Here is a 17,065-nt window from a genome sequence, read left to right as displayed (position 1 = left end):
GGCTCGCAATGCCGTTCCCCGCTGGTTTTGTAATCACTAGCCAAATCCATATTGCAAAGCGCAGGCTTGTGCATTAACCTGCGCCAGCTTTCATTAACGATTAACTATATGGAAACTTCAAATCCTCTGTTGAAACGGGCGGATGTATTTGCCCAGGAAACGACCGATAACATGACGTTCGATGGCGCGTTGTTCAAGACCGCCATATTGTTGGTCATTTGCGTGGTATCCGCGTGCTTCGCGTGGGTCGCGCCGGCTGCCCTGCAACTTCCGCTCATGATCGTCGGGATGTTGGGCGGTCTGGCGATGGTGCTCGTGACGATGTTCAAATCATCTTTGTCGCCGATTTGCGCGCCCGCGTACGCGGCGCTGGAAGGCCTTGCACTTGGCGTTATTTCATCCATGTTTGAAACAGCGTATCACGGCATCGTGCTCAATGCGGTGGTTCTGACCTTCGGAGTGCTGGCGTTGATGTTGCTTTTGTTCACCTCGCGCGCGATTCGCGTGACGCCCGGTTTCCGAGTCGGCGTCATCGCCATGACTGGCGCGATTGTGCTGGTCTATATCGTGGACATGGTCATGCGCCTGTTTGGTGTCCATGTGCCGTTCATCAATGACAGTGGCCCGGTGGGTATCGCCATTAGCCTGGTCATCAGCGCGGTCGCCGCTTTCAATCTGCTCTTGGATTTTGATGCCATCGAACAAGGTGTTCGCGCTCGCGCGCCAAAATATCTGGAATGGTATTGCGGCCTTTCGCTGCTGGTGACTTTGGTGTGGCTGTATCTCGAACTGCTTCGCCTGCTCTCGAAACTGCAACGCCGGTAATTCGGCGGTTGTTTATTTAAGTTTTACGACGGCGCTCAATGGGCGCCGTTTTGCTTTTGGCGATGGGCGAGGGGAGGAATCAGCGTTAGGTGCTTTCCAGAATTGCCACCGCAGTCGCGTGCTGTTCGGTGTGGCTGAGGCTGATTAATACTACGCGTCCGCCGCGCGACTTGAGCAATTCCTGGCCACGCCCGTGCAGGATGACCCACGGTTCGCCGGAATCACGCCGAGCGACTTCCATATCCTGCCACGACAGTTGCGCTCCGATGCCGGTGCCGAACGCCTTCGAGATGGCTTCCTTCGCGGCGAATCGCGCTGCTAAAAATGGCGCGGGAAATTTGTGCGAGAGGCAGTAAGCAATTTCGTTCGGCAGAAGGATGCGATTGAGAAACCGTTCGCCGAATTTTTCGTGGGAGCTTTTGATGCGCGCAACTTCGATGATGTCTATGCCCACTCCCAAAATCATAGCGAGTCCAGTCTAATTTCCCGCGTAGCCTTCCATCAGGCGCAACATTTCGCGTACTGCGGTTGCCATGCCCACTGTGAGGGCGCGGCTCACGATGCTGTGCCCGATATTCAATTCAATCATGTGGGGGACAGCGTGCAGCGACGGCAGGTTTTCGTAATTCAAACCGTGTCCGGCATTTACCTGTAAACCCACCGCGTGCGCCTGTTTTGCGGCGATGATCAATCGTTCCAGCTCAACATCGCCCTCGCGTTTCTGCTGGAAATGTTCAGCGAATGCGCCCGTATGCAACTCGACAAATTGCGCGCCGGTCTTTGCCGACGCTTCAATTTGTGCGGGATCAGGTGTGATGAATAAACTCACTTCGATACCTGCATCCTTCATTTTTTTGCACGTCTCAGTGAGTGACGCCAAATTTCCCGCGACGTCGAGACCGCCTTCTGTCGTCACTTCCTGGCGGCGTTCGGGCACGAGGCAGACGATCTCCGGTTTTAATTTTAAGGCGATCGCAACTATTTCCGGCGCGTTGGCCATTTCGAAATTGAGACGTGTCTTAATGCTTTCGCGCAAGCGCCAGACATCGCGATCCTGAATGTGTCGGCGGTCTTCGCGAAGGTGGGCGGTGATGCCGTGCGCGCCCGCTTCTTCACAAAGCAACGCTGCGGCAACCGGATCGGGTTCGCCATGTCCAACGCCGCGATACCGCGCCTCGCGCAAAGTAGCGACGTGATCAATATTGACGCCGAGCTTGAGCATGGTTAGTGAGCGGCCGGCGGAAACATGCCCGGCCGGCTCGAAATATGCGGATAGATTGCGTGCAAGGGAAACTCAGGCGAGTCGAGCCAGTATTCGAGCACATTCATTTCAAAGCCAGTAAGGCCGATAGGGCTGTTGCGCACGAGGGTCAATTCATTGGGAGCAGTCAGCGAAATCTCAGTTCCGCAATTTCCCATTAATTTTCCCGCGGCACGAATCCATTTTTGCGCGGACAAATCTCCCCGCGGCATCGGCAGCGTGGAGGCGATGAGGTAAACCTGCATGATATTTTGCCACTGGTCGGCGCGCGCCTGATTTATTTCCCAATCATAATAAAGGAGCTTGGGCTTGGACGCAATTTCTCGCATGAGTTCAGGCGGCACGGGTTTTGCGCCCGGTTGCAGACGGCTGGGGAAAAGGCCGCCAAAAAGATAATCACCGGTAGGGTCGTGAATGGCGCGCAAGTAGGGAGCAAGAAAAGGAATCTGCCGGATCATCACTTCATTATTTGTCCACACGGCTTCGCCGGGGACGGCGCGTTTGGACAGACTCGCGTTCAGTTCAGCCATTAATCCAGGAGCGATGTGCGCAAGATAATTGCTCGCCATTGGAACCGGAATGGAGAGGTGAGTCTCAAATGGAACCTTGTCCACCGCCCAGGTGGTGAACTGGTTCGGAACCGGATTCGCGCGCAACGGTTTCATTTCCGGCACTTGCCCGAGCCAGGACGCAAGGCCTCGCGCGGCGGTAAAGCTGACGATGGTATTGGGAATAGCGTTCGTGGGAATCTTCCACGGCTCGAGCGTGATGCCAAGGGGCGCGGGATAGGACATCACCAAGGTCGGGCGGATGTAATCTTTTCGTCCCTCAACAGCGAGATGCATCTTCGGTAATTTTGCGGGCAGCAATGATGGCAAGTCCATCGTGTGGCTTGCCTGATAAGCGGGGAAATCCAAAACCGCATCCATCCAATCGTCCTTGGGGAAATTCGCAGTCAGGCGTTTCTGTTTGATGAGTTGCAGGAAGCGCGGCTGAAGACGCAGATCCTCCCAACCCCACCCAAAGAGCGCCCAATCCCCCGCACGCAAATAGCGGATGACATTCGGATCGTGATGTTTTTTGAGTTCCCAACCTGTAAAGCCCTCGCCGCGAATCGGTTGCACGGAAATGCCCGTCCACGCCGCCAGGATCGTCGCCAAATTTGTCTCCCACGCAGCGGCCCGCGCATTGTTTAGTTGCACCGCGAGCAATAATTCAGGCACCGCATTCGTTGGCCCGCGCACTTCCGTGTAAGATTCATTATGCAACAAATCGTTCAGCAACGATTCGAGCAGATTGGTATAACTGTTTTTGTTTTGACCGTACAGTTTGTGCTCGAGCAAACGGAAAGGCGCGCTGGCGGCTTTGGCCATTAAATTATCGCGCAGCACGGCGGTTTCAGGGAGCGCGCCGAGTTCCTTAAGCTTGGTCGCCTTCGGATCGGCAGCAATGCGGTCAATGCCCACGAAATGAAATTTGCCGATGGTATCGCCGTCGAGTTTGGCGAGCGCCTCATCCGCGCGCGCGTTGCGCGAACCTCCCGAAAAAATCGCCATCGCGAACAGAAACAATAAAATTTGATTACGCATAGGAGCCGACTTTTGTGCCACAGCGACGCGTTTTTGGCAATGGAAACCGAATGAGCGCGCCGGATAAAAGTTGCGCTGCGGCGTCAAATCTGGTTTTGATGCCGCGTGCTCAAGTTTCGTGGTTTTATTTTTTATTGGTTGCCGGTCATCATTTGGATGTGCGCGATCTTTACGGCGTCGGGAGACACCGCTTCCTACAAGCATTCTTCGCGCATCATCGAGCCGCTGATGCACTGGCTTTTTCCCAATGCGTCGGAGCATACCGTTAATTTGGTCGTGCTGCTGGTTCGCAAATGCGCGCACCTGACCGAGTATGGAATTCTCGCTGTGCTTGTATGGCGCGCGCGGCGAAAACCGTTTCGCGGCGACCGGCGTCCGTGGCGCTGGTCGGAAGCCGCCGAAGGGCTCTGGGTAAATGTCTTCTACGCGACCACGGATGAATTTCACCAGACGTTTATTCCTTCGCGCGAAGGTTGCATCCGCGACGTGTTGATTGACAGCACCGGCGCGGTTTTTGGTTTGTTACTGTTGTGGCTGATCGGCCGCTGGCGCAAATGGTGGTGAACGAATGCCGGCAATGATTTCAAGGAGTTCATTTCACGACATTGAATGAGACAACGCCCGCTCATTCCGGTGGCGTTGTTTTATGTTGCGGGAATTCTGCTGGCGGCGATGCCGATATCGCTGGCGCCTTTGTTTGGGCTCACGTTCGCCGCGGTGCTGATGGCGCTGCTTTGGGAAAAAGCGCGGCGCTGGCTGCTGTGCGCTTCATTGATTTTGGCGGGCTGGTCGAACATGGCCATTCACACAGCCGTTATCTCCCCGATTGATCTGCGAAATGAATTCATGCGACCGGAGGAAATCGTCACCTTGCGCGGAATGCTCGCGGAAACGCCGTACCATCGCGTGCATGAAATCAAGAATATCGAGACGTGGAGTTCGATGGCGCGGCTGCAAGTTTCGCACGCGCAGCGCAAAGGGGAGGATTGGATTCCAGCCGTTGGCGAAGTCATTTCAAGCACGAAAGAATTTTTGCCGACAAATTTCTTCGCGGGGCAAACGGTCGAGGTAAGCGGTGTTCTTCGACAGGCGCGGGGGCCGGTGGCGGAAGGATTGTTCGACTACCGCAATTTTCTGCGGCGGCAGGAAATTTATTATCAATTTGAAATCAAAAAAGTTTCTGACTGGCAGATTGTGGCATCGCCATCACGACCACCACTCGCGGATCGTTTTTGCGCGTGGGCCAGGAAATCGCTGGCGCTGGGCTTGCCTGATGAAGACGAATCGCTTCGGCTCGAATGGGCAATGTCGCTTGGCTGGAAAGCGGCGCTGACGGACGAGGTCGAAGCGCCCTTTATGAAAAGTGCCACGTTTCATATATTCGCCGTAGATGGGCTGCGCGTGGCGATCATCGGGGCGATTCTGCTGGGGTTGGTGAGCCTGCTCGGTGTGCCGCGAGAATGGCGCGGGTTGGCGGTGATGCCGTTTCTGTTGTTTTATGCCGCCATGACCGGTTGGCCGGCTTCGGCGATTCGCGCCATTGTCATGATCGCGGTGATTTTTGGCGGATGGGCGCTCGCGCGGCCCAGCGATTTCATCAATTCACTCTTCGCCGCCGCGCTGATCATTTTGCTATGGCAACCCAACCAGCTTTTTCAGGCGGGCTTCCAACTTTCGTTTTGCGTGGTGTTATCCATCATTCTGATCTCGCCGTTTTTCAAGCGCGTCGGCGAATGGATTCTCCGCACTGATCCATTGCGGCCGGAATCGTTGCAACCGTGGTGGGAAAAAATTCTTCGCGGCGGCTTGCGCGGCGTGGTGGATTTATTTCTGGCGTCCCTCGCGGCGTGGCTCGGTTCGATTCCCTTGGTCGCGCTCTATTTTCATTTGTTCACGCCGGTGAGCGGCCCGGCAAATCTCATTGCCGTGCCTTTGTGCATGCTCGTCCTTATTTGCAACATGACAAGCCTGCTGTTTGTAAGCTGGCTGCCGTGGCTGGCGATTATTTTTAATCACGCGGGCTGGTTCTTCATGGAGTGCATTCGTGCGACGAGTAATTGGTCGGCAAATTTGCCGGGCGCATTTTTTTACGTCGCGATGCCGGGCCTGTTCACCATTGCGCTTTATTATTTTATCCTCATCGGTGCATTGAGCGGGTGGTTTTTTCGCGAGCGTTGGAAATGGAAAGTATCGGTTGCCGGATTAATGATTTTTGTGTGGTGCGGAATGTTGGTGAAAGAAAATGCAACCGCCCGCGTGACCGTGCTTCCGCTCAACGGCGGGCACGCGGTGTATCTCGCGGGCTGGGATGATTGGCTGATTGATTGCGGAAATGAACCGTCCGTGGATGCGGTGACGACACCGTTTCTCGAAGCGCAGGGAGTGAATCGCCTGGCCCACTTCATCATCACGCATGGCGAGATCGGTTATTCCGGCGGCGCGAAGGACGTGCTGAAAGAGTTTCGTCCGCGAGACATTCGCATAAGCCCGATTCGATTTCGCTCGCCGGAATATCGGGAGTTCACGGAACAACATTCGTCCATGCTCGATGCTTCATTGCGACCGAACCTGCACATTCACCCCTGGACCGTTCCTTATCCGCCGCCGGATACACCGTTCCCAAAGGCGGACGACAATTGCGTGGTGTTGCTGGGCAATATTCAAGGCACGCGACTGCTATTGCTCTCTGATCTCAGCCATACCGGCCAAAATGCGCTGCTGAATTCCGCCCGCGAAAAACTCCGCGCCGACATCGTCGTGGCCGCATTGCCCGGTGAAGGCGAAGGCGAGCCGCTCGGCGATGCGTTGCTCGATGCCATTCACCCGGCGGTCATCATCATTGCCGATTCGATACAACCCGCGATCAAACGGGCAGGGGAGAAGTTGAAAGTGCGTCTCGCGACCCGCGGCGCGCCCGTGATTTATATGAGCGCGAGTGACGCCGTTACCGTCTCCAGCAGCTTTGGCCACTGGCGAATTACAGCGATGGACGGGCAAATTATTTCAGGCACGAACAACGGCGCGTCACGTTAAGTAGGTAACGTCACTCTGCAAAATTGACCGGAGAGGTAAGCCGCCGACTGAAAGCGGAAGTGCAAAAAATTCTTGGCATTATTGAAGAAAGCAAAACCTGATTATTCCTTTTCTAGTTTCGCTTTCGCATCCGCAATATAGGAAATCGGTTCCTCGCGACAAAGCTTCCTAAATTCGTGATTCCGCTTAGCAAGTTCCAATGTGAATTGACCAATTTCGATACCAAGAGCCGTCGAGAATGTAGCGATTTTCTCAATCGTTGAACCGAAGAGAGCAGAAAGGAATGACGCGCCCAAACAACTGGCAGTCAGCTTTGAACTGAGGACGAACGACATCGCTTTCAGCTTCGTTTCAAAACCCCACGATTTCACAACTTCGTTGTAATCGTTCATTCGCCTCAACAAGTCATCCGCAACATAGGACTTGTCCTTACCGACATAAGCATCATAAACAAATAGCCTAAAGCGTCTCATTTTTACCATCGAATGCTTATCTTTCCTGAACTCCATGATTTTCTTAAGAGTAACTGAACCTGTATCAATCATTTTAATCTCACTGAAATTGATGGTAGGCGTGACATCTTTATTTTGTGGGCTGCCAAAAAATATCGGCTGACACTCTATATGAGAACCATTAAGGCTATATTTTTTTAATATGCACTCATAATCTCTGCGCAAGCTGCCAGTGGTGGCGTTTGCTTGTTCGCCCAATCGCGCCTTGAACGAATCCAAAGCGTGGTTGTCATCTAACTTCAAGGATTTCATAATCCGCAACATGTAGAAACCCATCAGCCCTATGTCGAAGGCATATAATTCCTTAATGAAAGCCATACTTTGCCTTAAGTCCGGACGAAGCGTCGAAAACATATCGTTCACGCTTTCATTGAACTTCTCCTTTGTACCTTGTTCCTCTAGTATTGGTAATATCTTTGCGATGTCTTCTTTGCTCGTAGCTTGCGGTGGAAGCAATGTCGAAAGTGCGACGGCGGTGGGTCGCATCGGGATGACATAATCAAAATAGAGCAAGGCATCCTTTGGATTAACGAAGGTGATGGCAGTTGTGTTGTATTCTGACATACATCGCTTTTTATCATTTCCGCATCCACTTCGCAATCCGCAAAATATTACAGCGTTTTTAAATATTTCTTAATATCTATATCTATGAAGAATAAAAAACAGAGAACCAGCGAGGAGTGGATGCAACTCGGTATTCCAAAAAAAATTATCAAGAAATTGCCGATTACTGCCGCTCGGAAGGCTACGCGATATGCCGCTGGGTAGTCAAGGTTACGACAAACGCAATCAACAAGAAAGACTGATATGGCCGGAAGACGAATGATAAAAAATGGAAAGTCCACAACCACCGCTGCAATCAATAAAGCACTTTGGGTAAAATGGAAAATTTACTGCCACGATAATCATCACAACCCAACGGACTTGGCGGAATCGTTGTTATGGCGATGGGTGAAAGGCGCACAATGATTCTTGCAATATCAATCGCATAAACGGTGGGCATTTTGATTGGATGGTTTATAACCAGCAGACATTATGAAAACATTTGAAGTGAAACTGCAAGTGAAGGTAATGGAGGATGGTAAAGTCATTTCGCATACGAAAATATCATATCTGGCGGGGGCGTAAATTTTGATGCGCCCGCAAACGTGAGCAATGCCCTTGTCTTCTGAATCAGCTGTAAGCCAGCGGCCAATTAAAGCGATGGACGGGCAAATCATTTCAGGCACGAACAATGACGCTTCACGTTAATTTGCGACGCCGCGAAAATTAAACTTTCAACACCGCCTCATGCATGAAAAGGGAGATCCATTCTTTCGCGGTGGTGAAATCCTGCGCCTGGCCGCCGCGCAATTCGGTCGCGCCATCCGGCGTGCGGATTAATTTTGCCTGGCCGAAGTGGGTGATAAGTTGGTCACGTTTGGCCCCGTGACGAGGCTTGATACGATTATTCATGCGCCCACTGTGCGGGAGCGCATGAGACAAAGGGTGTCCAGGCCAGGAATTCTCTTAAACGAAAAAATTAATCCAAATCCTCAAAACGCTCAGGTGTCGGCGCGATTTGTTCGGGAGTATTGGCCTCAACCTCTTCAGGAGATTCCACCGGTGCCGGTTGCGGTTGTGGCTGTGACGCCACCGTGGGAATGGGCTTGGGTTGCAAGCTCGGCAACATACTGCGCGGGCTTCTCGAATAGCTCGGTCCGCGATGCAGCGAAGCCAGCGAATCTTTCAAAGTTTCGATTTCATCTTCGGAAGCATTTTTCTCGCGTTCGATTTGGTCGAGCAGTTTGAGCACTTCCTCCATGTCCTCCAACGTGCGCTTGAGGTCCACGCGGATCTGTTCGACTTGCTCCATCGCGCGGCCAATGCTGCCGGCGGGTTGACGAAATTGACGGTCACCACGATCACCGCGGTTGCCACGGTCATCGCGGTCGCTGTTCGGGCGGGGTGAATCAGCGCTTGCCGGTTCGCCGCGCTCATTGCGGTCACGGTCGCCCCGGTCATTGCGTTCGCCGCCGCGATTGTCGCCGCGGTTGTCGCGTTCACCACGGTCGTTGCGTCCGCGCCCAAAGCGTCCGCGTCCCCCGCGTCCACGGCGGCGGCGGTCGTTCGGTGGTCCGCCCGGCGGCCGGTTGGATGATTCCCCGGAAGGCCCATTTGCTGGCGCCGCCGCGGGTGCTGTTTCGGACGACGGCCTTTCCGCAGCCGGTGTCTCGGACACTGGCTTTTCCTGACTTTCAATATTTTGTTCTGAATCCATTGCTTCCCTCCCCGCAAACTTCTGCTTCTCCGCTGGGAAAATCAATGCAATAAATTCGAGAAATGGAAGTATTCATTGCGCCTCGCTGAAGTGTCTCCTTGCAAAATGCCACGGCGGTACGCCCATGCGCAATGTAACTATGGTCAAAACGGCAAAATCAATTATAGTCACCAGACATGCATACAATGTATTGCGGCACGGCTGGGGAAGGGAACATCGCTTGAAAAATTACCTGCGCAGGGGAGTGGGGGCGCTGGCGCTCATAATTGTATGTATTTGTTTTGCGACGGTCGCGCGCGGTCAGACGCCTGCGCCGAGCGCTTCGACAAATCTGCCGGTGGCCGAACGCGTCGTGCTTCCGAAGTCCGTTCCCGATCCCATCGAACCGGTGAACCGCGTCATTTGGGGATTCAATAAAGTATTCATGTCCGCGTTGATTGACCCGACCGCGCGAATTTATCGCGCGATTGTCGCTAAGCCGATTCGCAATGGCATCAATAAGATGCACAAGAACATCACGTATCCCGACCGCCTGATAAATAATTTGTTACAAGGCAAATTCGGTGGCGCGCGAGACGAGACTTACCGGTTCCTGTGCAACACGACCATTGGTCTCGTGGGATTTTACGATCCGGCGGCGGCGAAATTTAAAATCCAGCCGTCCGAAGCGGATTTCGGCCAGACCTTCGGCCAATGGGGCTGGGAGCCGAGTTGCTTTTTGATGCTGCCGGTCTTCGGCCCGAGCAACGAACGCGATGCCCTTGGTCTCGCCGCCGATACCGCCGCGAACCCGCTACTTTATTTTTCGCCATATAGTCTCGAATTGGAAAATCCTCTCACCTACATTAGTCCGTATAGTTATTTTTCCTACGGCGCAACTTACAACGACCTTTCCGACAGTGTGGTGGATTACGTCCGCTTCAGCCGCGCGGAAATGGATCCGTATTCCGAGATTCAATATGCCTGGACTTTCACCCGTCAAAATCGCGTCGCTGATTTTCAGGTAAAGGGCAAACAGGACAAAGCCTCGCTGGAAACCATCGAATCCGTTTTCTTCACATATAAAGACCGCGATTTTCCCGACCACGGGCTGACCCGTTCGGTGGTAATCCCTTCGACCGGCAAGAGTCTGGATTTCACGTTTTGGTTGCAGCGCAAAAAAGCGCCGGTGGTTTATATCGTGCCCGGGTTGGGTTCGCATCGGCTCGCGCAAACATCCGTCGCGCTGGCGGAGTTGATGTATAAAAATGGTTTTTCCGCGGTGTGCATCAGCAGCCCGTTCGATTCCGAATTCATGGAGAACGCTTCGACCGCGAATCTTCCCGCTTACCTCCCGGTGGACGGCAACGATCTGCACGTCGCGCTCACGCTGATTGATCAACACCTGAACCAGCTTTATCCCAATCACCTCGCCGCGAAAGCACTGATGGGCTATTCGATGGGCGCACTTGAAACGCTGTACATTGCCTCGACCGAATCCACCAATCAATCGGGGTTGTTGAAGTTCGACCGTTACATGTCCATCAGCAGCCCGGTCAGCTTGCGCCGCGGCATCGGCGAACTGGACGCGTTTTATAATGCGCCGTTGAAATGGCCCAGCGCGCAACGCACGGACAATCTGGACAATACGTTCCTGAAAGTCGCCGCGCTAAGCAAAGGCACGCTCACGCCGCAAACGACGCTGCCGTTTGACGCCGTCGAATCGCAATTCCTGATCGGCCTGACGTTCCGGCTGGCGTTGCGCGACATCATCTACAGCAGCCAAAGCCGCCACAACCAGGGCATCCTCCACGAACCCATTCGCCACTTGCGCCGCAAGGCAATTTATGATGACATCCTTCAATACTCGTACAAGGATTATTTTGAGAAATTCGTGACGCCATATTATCAGGCGAAAAATATCGGACCGTCCACGGCGGACGCATTGGAAAAGGCCGGCAATTTGCGCAATTACGAAGCCGGGCTGCGCGCGAACCCAAACATCCGCCTGATCGCCAATCAAAATGATTTCCTGCTGACGAAGGATGACATTGCGTGGCTGCGTTCCACTTTTCCCGCCGAGCAGATGACCATCTTCGCGGAAGGTGGACATCTGGGCAATCTCTCCAACACTAACGTGCAGAGCACGATTCTTGGCGATCTCCAGGATTTGCATCCGCTACCGCAAAAAAAGAAATAGTTCCACCATTGCAAAATGCGGCGGATAGGACGAATACGATCTATCCGCCGGATGAGCCATGCAGAATTTAGGCGGCGATCAAAAAATTTCTTTCGTCATGAGATAGCCACACGGCTGTCACCACTTCGTTGAAATTCGGGAGAAAGAATTACGCACGCGTAATTTATTTTTTTGTCTCGCCGAAAATTTCTTCACATTTTTCCATAAAGTTCTTGCGTGCGAAAAAAATAACTCGTACCTCTTGGTTCCGTTCGTACAGCTGTTGGTCGTTTTCAAATCAACCACAAACGTAATGCAACGCAAACCACTCCCCTATGAAACACTCCACGCCGTCCTTTTGTACCCGTAAGTTGTTTCCCTCCGTCCTCAGCGCCGCCGCGCTTCTCTTCTCGGTCCTGTCATCGTCTGCCACCATCAACGCCTCCCTCCAAATGCAGTTGGGCAATCCCACGGGAGCGACCGCCAACACCAACAACCATGATCATTATTTGATACAGCGCACCGTTGAGGCGATTGATTTCAGCGACAATTTGGGCGAACCGAATTGGGCGAGTTGGGATTTGACCGCGAGCGACATCGGCAGCAGCGGACGCAACTCGACATTTTATACCGATACCAATTTGCCCGCGAATTTTTACCATGTGACCACTGGCGATTACACCGACTCCGGTTTTGACCGCGGCCACATGTGCGATTCGGACGACCGCACCGACAACACGAACGACAACAAACTTGTCTTCTTCATGTCGAACATCGTTCCGCAAACGCCTGATAACAACGAAGGCCCGTGGGAAGTGCTCGAGGCTTATTGCCGCACGCGCGCGCAGGCGGGGGACGAATTACTGATCATCTGCGGGCCAAGTGATTTCAATGGCTCGCGCATTTCGCCGAGCGGCAAGGCCTCCATTCCCGGTTACACCTGGAAAATCGCGGTGGATGTTCCCGGCGGTAGCGGCACGGCCTTGAGCCGCATCACCACGTCCACGCCGGTGATTGCGGTGCGCGTGCCGAATATTGCGGGCATCCGCTCGGTCAACTGGTCGAACTACATCACTTCGGTCAATGCCATCCAAACCGATACCGGATATAATTTCTTCAGCGCGCTTTCGCCGACCATCGCGACCGTCTTGCGCGCGAAAGTGTATGGCACGCCAGCTCCGACGCTGACGAGCTTTTCGCCGACGAGCGGCGCGGTGGGCACGAGCGTGACGATTAATGGCACTGGATTTACCAATGTTGCCAGCGTGACATTCAACGGCACAGCGGCGACTTTTTCGGTGGTTTCTTCAATCAAAATCACTGCCACCGTGCCGTCGGGCGCAACGTCGGGAACTATAGCGGTTATTGCGGCGGGCGGCATCGCTACCAGTTCGACGAGTTTCACGGTGACGACCGGTGGTGGCGGTGGCACGGGCGGCCTTACGATCAGCCAGGTTTACGGCGGCGGCGGCAACAGCGGCGCGACTTACAAGAATGACTTCATCGAGTTATACAACGCCGGATCATCATCGGTGAGTCTTAGCACTTACGCAGTTCAATACGCCAGTTCGACCGGCAGTTCGTGGCAGGAAACGACACTCACCGGCACGCTTTTGCCGGGACATCATTATCTCATCCAGGAAGCAGCGGGAACGGGCGGCACCACTTCGCTGCCCACGCCCGAAGCAACCGGCACGATCAGCATGTCTGCCACGGCGGGCAAGGTCGCGCTCACCAAGACCACCACGGTCCTGGCGGTGGACAATCCCGTCGGCAGCGCGAATGTCGTGGACTTTGTCGGTTACGGCAGCGCGGATGCCTTTGAAGGCACGGGTCCCGCGCCAGCGCCATCGAACACGACTGCCGACCTGCGCGCGGGCGCGGGCGCAACGGACACGAATAATAATGCCGCCGACTTTTCGACCGGCGCCGCCAATCCGCGCAATAATTAAATAATTCCTCCGGGTTGTGGCATCGCGCAGCCCGGAGCCGTGAATCCATCATGAACATCACCGCCAAATCTGGATGGTTGCCCGCCGCGTTTATGGCGGCGGCGAGCATTCTGTTGGCGGTGGTGTTGATCGGTTTTAATTTGAAGCCTGGCGTTTCCACGGAGACGCCTACGACGAAACAAGCTGAGGAAAAAATGTCTGCGCCGAAAGAAGCCCGTGTTACGGGATTAGAAAATGGGCGCGTGGATTATCGTTCCGCATTGGAAGAAGCCTTGCGCGAGACGGATCCGCAAAAACGCGGAATCGCATTTGGAACGGCGTTCGCGCGCTGGCTGGATGACGATGTCGAGGGCGCGCTGGGTTACGTGCGCGGCATGGGGCAGGGGCCGCAGTATGACGAAGCCCTGTTCATGGTTCTCAAGCGCATCTCAAAAAAAGATCCTGCGCGCGCGCTGTCGCTGGCTGGCGAAATGGCCACGACCGCCGAGCAGCGGGAAATTTATCATCCGCTGATGGTCCAAATGGCCTCGTATAATTTACTTGCCGCTGTGGATTTGATTCCGACCATCCCGGCGGGCGAGAGCCGCGACAACGCCATCTCCACCGTGGCTTCGATGTGGTCGGACAAAGACAGCAATGCGGCGCTCGCGTGGGCGCAATCGCTAAGCGATGACGCGGAGCGAAAAATCGCGCTGGAAGTTTGCGCGTGTTCACTCGCCAGTGAGGATCCGCAACACGCATTCAGCGTCGCCACCGAATCGCTAAGTGGAGACGCGCTCGAACGGGTTGCGGACATTGGCTTACAACGAATGCTTCAAACCAATCCCGAAGCCGCGAGCAAAATTGTTCCACAACTTCCCGAGGGAGAATTGCAATTACATGTTGCTATGAACGTCGCGCGCGCGCTGGCGAATGAGGGAACCGATACCGCGCTGGCGTGGCTGCCTTCGCTTCCCGCCGGGCCCGTGCGACAGGCCGCGCTCAACAATGTCCTCGACATCTGGCAACAGCAGAACCCGGCGGACGCCGCCGCATACGTCGCGCAGATGCCCGCGGGTGATGATCAAAATGCCGCTGTCGCCCACATCTCGCACGCGCTGGGCGCAGCCGACCCGGATTATGCGATGCAGTGGATACAAACCTTGCCGAGCGACGACGCCCGCCGTGCTGCGGTTGAAAATATTGTTTCCGGCTGGGCGGAACACGATCCCGCCGGCGCGACTTTGTGGGCACAAGGTCTGCCCGCCGATTCGCCGAACCGCATCGAAGTTTTGCGCAGCGCTTATTCTTACTGGCAACTGATAGACGCCCATGAGGCGGCTGCCTTCGCCGCCAGCTTGCCCGCGGCGGACGGCCAGCAATTAGCTGGCCAGTGATTTTTCGTCGCGCCGATACGCAAATGAAATATTTCAGGAGCGACTGAAGGATTTCAGCCGGTGAATTTTCGGGAATCGTGAACAGTGTCGCGATAAGTGAGCAGGGGCGCGATTTCATGCGCGGCGCGCAGGCCGCTTTCGAAGGCGCCGAAGACAGTTCCGGTTTGAGCGTCGCTCACGGTCGCTTCGCCAGCGAAGAAAAGGGTTTCGGCGATGGGGGCGGCAAGGAGTTTGGGCAGGTCGAGTCCGTTGACCGGAATATAACTGTAAGCGCCCAGGGCGCAGGGATCGGAGGCCCAATGATGGTGATAGGTGGCGACCAGTTGCGAGCGCAGCACTGCGGGGTTCTCACCGTAAATACCGCTGAGGATTTCCAACGCCAGCATTTCAAGATTTCGGACGTGCGAAAGGAGGTCGGCTTTTGGGCCGCCCGCCCAGCCGGTAAGGACGGGCCCGCGCGGATCGGTCCACCAAGTCGGGATCAATTCACCGGGAGCCTGGACGAAACCCATGTCTTTGGGCCACCAACGCTCGCGAAAAACCAGGCCGATTTTTATCACGTTGCCGAATTCCAGTTCGCGCACGACCGATTGTTTTTCAGAAAGAAGCGGATTGAACGTGACAGTGTGCGCTTTCCAAATTCCAAGCGGCAAGGTGACGAGCGCGCCGGTCGAAATAAAATTTTTAGTTTTGCGTTCGTGCGAGGCGATGACTTCCACGTGGCCGGTTTTCCAGCGAACTTCACGCACGGTCGCGCCTTTGATAAGGCGTCCGCCTCTCGCCTGGATTTCGCGCGCGAGAAAATGCACGAGCGCCATGTAGCCCACGTCTATCCGCCCTTGCCAATCACCATCCATCTGGTCGGCGGAGAAATGGGCGCGCAACAGGGAATGCGCGCTGATGCGGTCGGGATACGCCGCGTCAAAACCTTCGACGAAGCCCGTGACCAGTTGACTGGTGCGGGCATCGAGATTTTGCGTGGCGAGGAATTGGTCAAAGGCTACATCCGGCGCGCGCGGATCCACTTTGGCGATGACTTTGTTCACCATGTCCCACAGTTTCACGGTCTTGAATGCGCCGTCTTCAAAATGCTCGTAGCGGCTGGAAACGCGATGCGTCGTGAGTCCCGCCGCGCCGATGGCCTCGATCAGCAAAGGACTGCGGCCATGGACAAATTCCGCGCCAAGTTCAATGGGAAGGGACTTGTGCTGCACTGTGAGGATGCGTCCGCCGAAGTCAGGTTTTGCTTCGAGTACGGTCACTGACACGCCATTTCGCGCAAGTTCCCATGCCGCGGCGAGACCTGAGATGCCGCCGCCGATAATGGTGATAGAGATATTCAAGATTTGCCGGTGCGATTGGTGTTTAGCTTGCCGCTTGCCACATAAAACGGGGATTAATGCACATATAAGACGGTTTTGAATTTAGCATTTTCGCAATTTGCAAAAGGTTTTGTGGCAAGTTGCGGCAAATAAATGCTTATCAGCGATCAAGGGGTGAAAGCTCATACTGGCATGATATCCGCTAAAATCTGGCGAGATACTTACTGAACCATGAAAACGATGATCGAAAAATTGAAGCCCTACGCGGAAAAAAACAAATGCGTGAACGTGATCGTGGAAACGCCGAAGGGCAGCCGCGTGAAATACGCGTACGATCCCGAGACCGGTTTTTTTATTTTGAGCAAGGCGCTGCCGGAGGGAATGATGTTTCCGTTTAATTTTGGTTTCGTTCCCAACACCCTCGCGGAAGATGGCGACCCGCTGGACATTTTGGTCTTGAATGAGGAGCCACTGATTTCGGGATGCCTGCTAAAGGTGCAACCAATCGCGATCATCAAAGCGACGCAAACCGAAGACGATGGTGAAGTGCGCAATGACCGCATCATCGGCCAGGCGTTAAGCAAAGAGACGCCGCTGGAATTTCAGGAGGAAAGTTTTGACAAGCGGATGGCGTCGCAGATCGGATTTTTCTTCACGAGTTACAACAAGCTTTACGGTAAGAAATTTAAAATTCTGGGGATCGGCGGAAAGCATAAGGCGTTCGAGATGATTGATCGCTCGATCAAACGCTTTCGGGATAAAAAAGGATCCGAGTAG

The 17,065-nt window shown here is 54.4% G+C and carries 14 protein-coding genes; 7 read left to right on the top strand and 7 right to left on the bottom strand.

From position 1 onward, the window contains the following. Window positions 1-108: 108 nt before the first annotated feature. Window positions 109-825: a Bax inhibitor-1/YccA family protein gene (locus VH413_16650; GenBank protein HEX3800326.1), complete on the top strand. Its 717-nt coding sequence runs from the start codon at window positions 109-111 to the stop codon at window positions 823-825. Window positions 826-910: 85 nt separating this feature from the next. Here the strand turns inward: VH413_16650 and acpS are convergent, their stop codons facing one another. The 3 genes from acpS to VH413_16635 are packed head-to-tail and all read right to left on the bottom strand — an operon-like array spanning window position 911 to window position 3,675. Continuing rightward, the gene (gene acpS, locus VH413_16645) at window positions 911-1,288 is read right to left on the bottom strand and encodes a holo-ACP synthase (protein ID HEX3800325.1); all 378 of its coding nucleotides are present in this window, start codon (window positions 1,286-1,288) and stop codon (window positions 911-913) included. A 15-nt stretch (window positions 1,289-1,303) separates the two neighbouring features. Further along, window positions 1,304-2,047: a pyridoxine 5'-phosphate synthase gene (locus VH413_16640; GenBank protein HEX3800324.1), complete on the bottom strand. Its 744-nt coding sequence runs from the start codon at window positions 2,045-2,047 to the stop codon at window positions 1,304-1,306. A gap of 2 nt (window positions 2,048-2,049) precedes the next feature. Next, window positions 2,050-3,675, bottom strand: a complete 1,626-nt coding sequence (locus VH413_16635; protein HEX3800323.1) for a hypothetical protein — start codon at window positions 3,673-3,675, stop codon at window positions 2,050-2,052. Between the two features lie 105 nt (window positions 3,676-3,780). On the opposite strand from VH413_16635, the gene VH413_16630 reads away from it, so the two are divergent. After that, window positions 3,781-4,239: a VanZ family protein gene (locus tag VH413_16630; GenBank protein ID HEX3800322.1), complete on the top strand. Its 459-nt coding sequence runs from the start codon at window positions 3,781-3,783 to the stop codon at window positions 4,237-4,239. 45 nt (window positions 4,240-4,284) lie between these two features. Beyond that, complete coding sequence (locus VH413_16625; protein HEX3800321.1) at window positions 4,285-6,708, top strand: ComEC/Rec2 family competence protein; 2,424 nt, start codon at window positions 4,285-4,287, stop codon at window positions 6,706-6,708. A 101-nt stretch (window positions 6,709-6,809) separates the two neighbouring features. On the opposite strand, the gene VH413_16620 is transcribed toward VH413_16625, so the two are convergent. The 3 genes from VH413_16620 to VH413_16610 form a co-directional block, all read right to left on the bottom strand. Continuing rightward, window positions 6,810-7,784: a hypothetical protein gene (locus tag VH413_16620; GenBank protein ID HEX3800320.1), complete on the bottom strand. Its 975-nt coding sequence runs from the start codon at window positions 7,782-7,784 to the stop codon at window positions 6,810-6,812. Between the two features lie 705 nt (window positions 7,785-8,489). Continuing rightward, window positions 8,490-8,675 carry a hypothetical protein gene (locus VH413_16615; protein ID HEX3800319.1) on the bottom strand — a complete coding sequence of 62 codons (186 nt, stop codon included), beginning with the start codon at window positions 8,673-8,675 and terminating at the stop codon, window positions 8,490-8,492. 67 nt (window positions 8,676-8,742) lie between these two features. Further along, the gene (locus VH413_16610; protein ID HEX3800318.1) at window positions 8,743-9,480 is read right to left on the bottom strand and encodes a hypothetical protein; all 738 of its coding nucleotides are present in this window, start codon (window positions 9,478-9,480) and stop codon (window positions 8,743-8,745) included. Window positions 9,481-9,700: 220 nt separating this feature from the next. On the opposite strand from VH413_16610, the gene VH413_16605 reads away from it, so the two are divergent. The 3 genes from VH413_16605 to VH413_16595 all read left to right on the top strand — a co-directional run bounded on the left by VH413_16605 (window position 9,701) and on the right by VH413_16595 (window position 14,966). Next, window positions 9,701-11,659, top strand: a complete 1,959-nt coding sequence (locus tag VH413_16605) for a VacJ family lipoprotein (GenBank protein ID HEX3800317.1) — start codon at window positions 9,701-9,703, stop codon at window positions 11,657-11,659. A 314-nt stretch (window positions 11,660-11,973) separates the two neighbouring features. Next, on the top strand, window positions 11,974-13,590 hold the full coding sequence (locus tag VH413_16600) for a DNA/RNA non-specific endonuclease (protein HEX3800316.1): 1,617 nt from the start codon (window positions 11,974-11,976) through the stop codon (window positions 13,588-13,590). Window positions 13,591-13,640: 50 nt separating this feature from the next. Then, window positions 13,641-14,966 (top strand): hypothetical protein, encoded by a 1,326-nt coding sequence (locus VH413_16595; GenBank protein HEX3800315.1) that lies wholly within the window; start codon window positions 13,641-13,643, stop codon window positions 14,964-14,966. A 53-nt stretch (window positions 14,967-15,019) separates the two neighbouring features. Here the strand turns inward: VH413_16595 and VH413_16590 are convergent, their stop codons facing one another. Next, entirely contained in the window at window positions 15,020-16,309 is a 1,290-nt protein-coding gene (locus VH413_16590; protein HEX3800314.1) for an NAD(P)/FAD-dependent oxidoreductase, read from the bottom strand. Window positions 16,310-16,519: 210 nt separating this feature from the next. Between VH413_16590 and VH413_16585 the strand changes: the two genes are divergently transcribed. Further along, window positions 16,520-17,065 (top strand): inorganic diphosphatase, encoded by a 546-nt coding sequence (locus tag VH413_16585; GenBank protein ID HEX3800313.1) that lies wholly within the window; start codon window positions 16,520-16,522, stop codon window positions 17,063-17,065.

The sequence above is a fragment of the Verrucomicrobiia bacterium genome, assembly GCA_036268055.1.
In the GTDB taxonomy this organism is placed as follows: domain Bacteria; phylum Verrucomicrobiota; class Verrucomicrobiia; order Limisphaerales; family Pedosphaeraceae; genus DATAUW01.
This window is presented reverse-complemented; position numbering and strand designations above follow the sequence as displayed.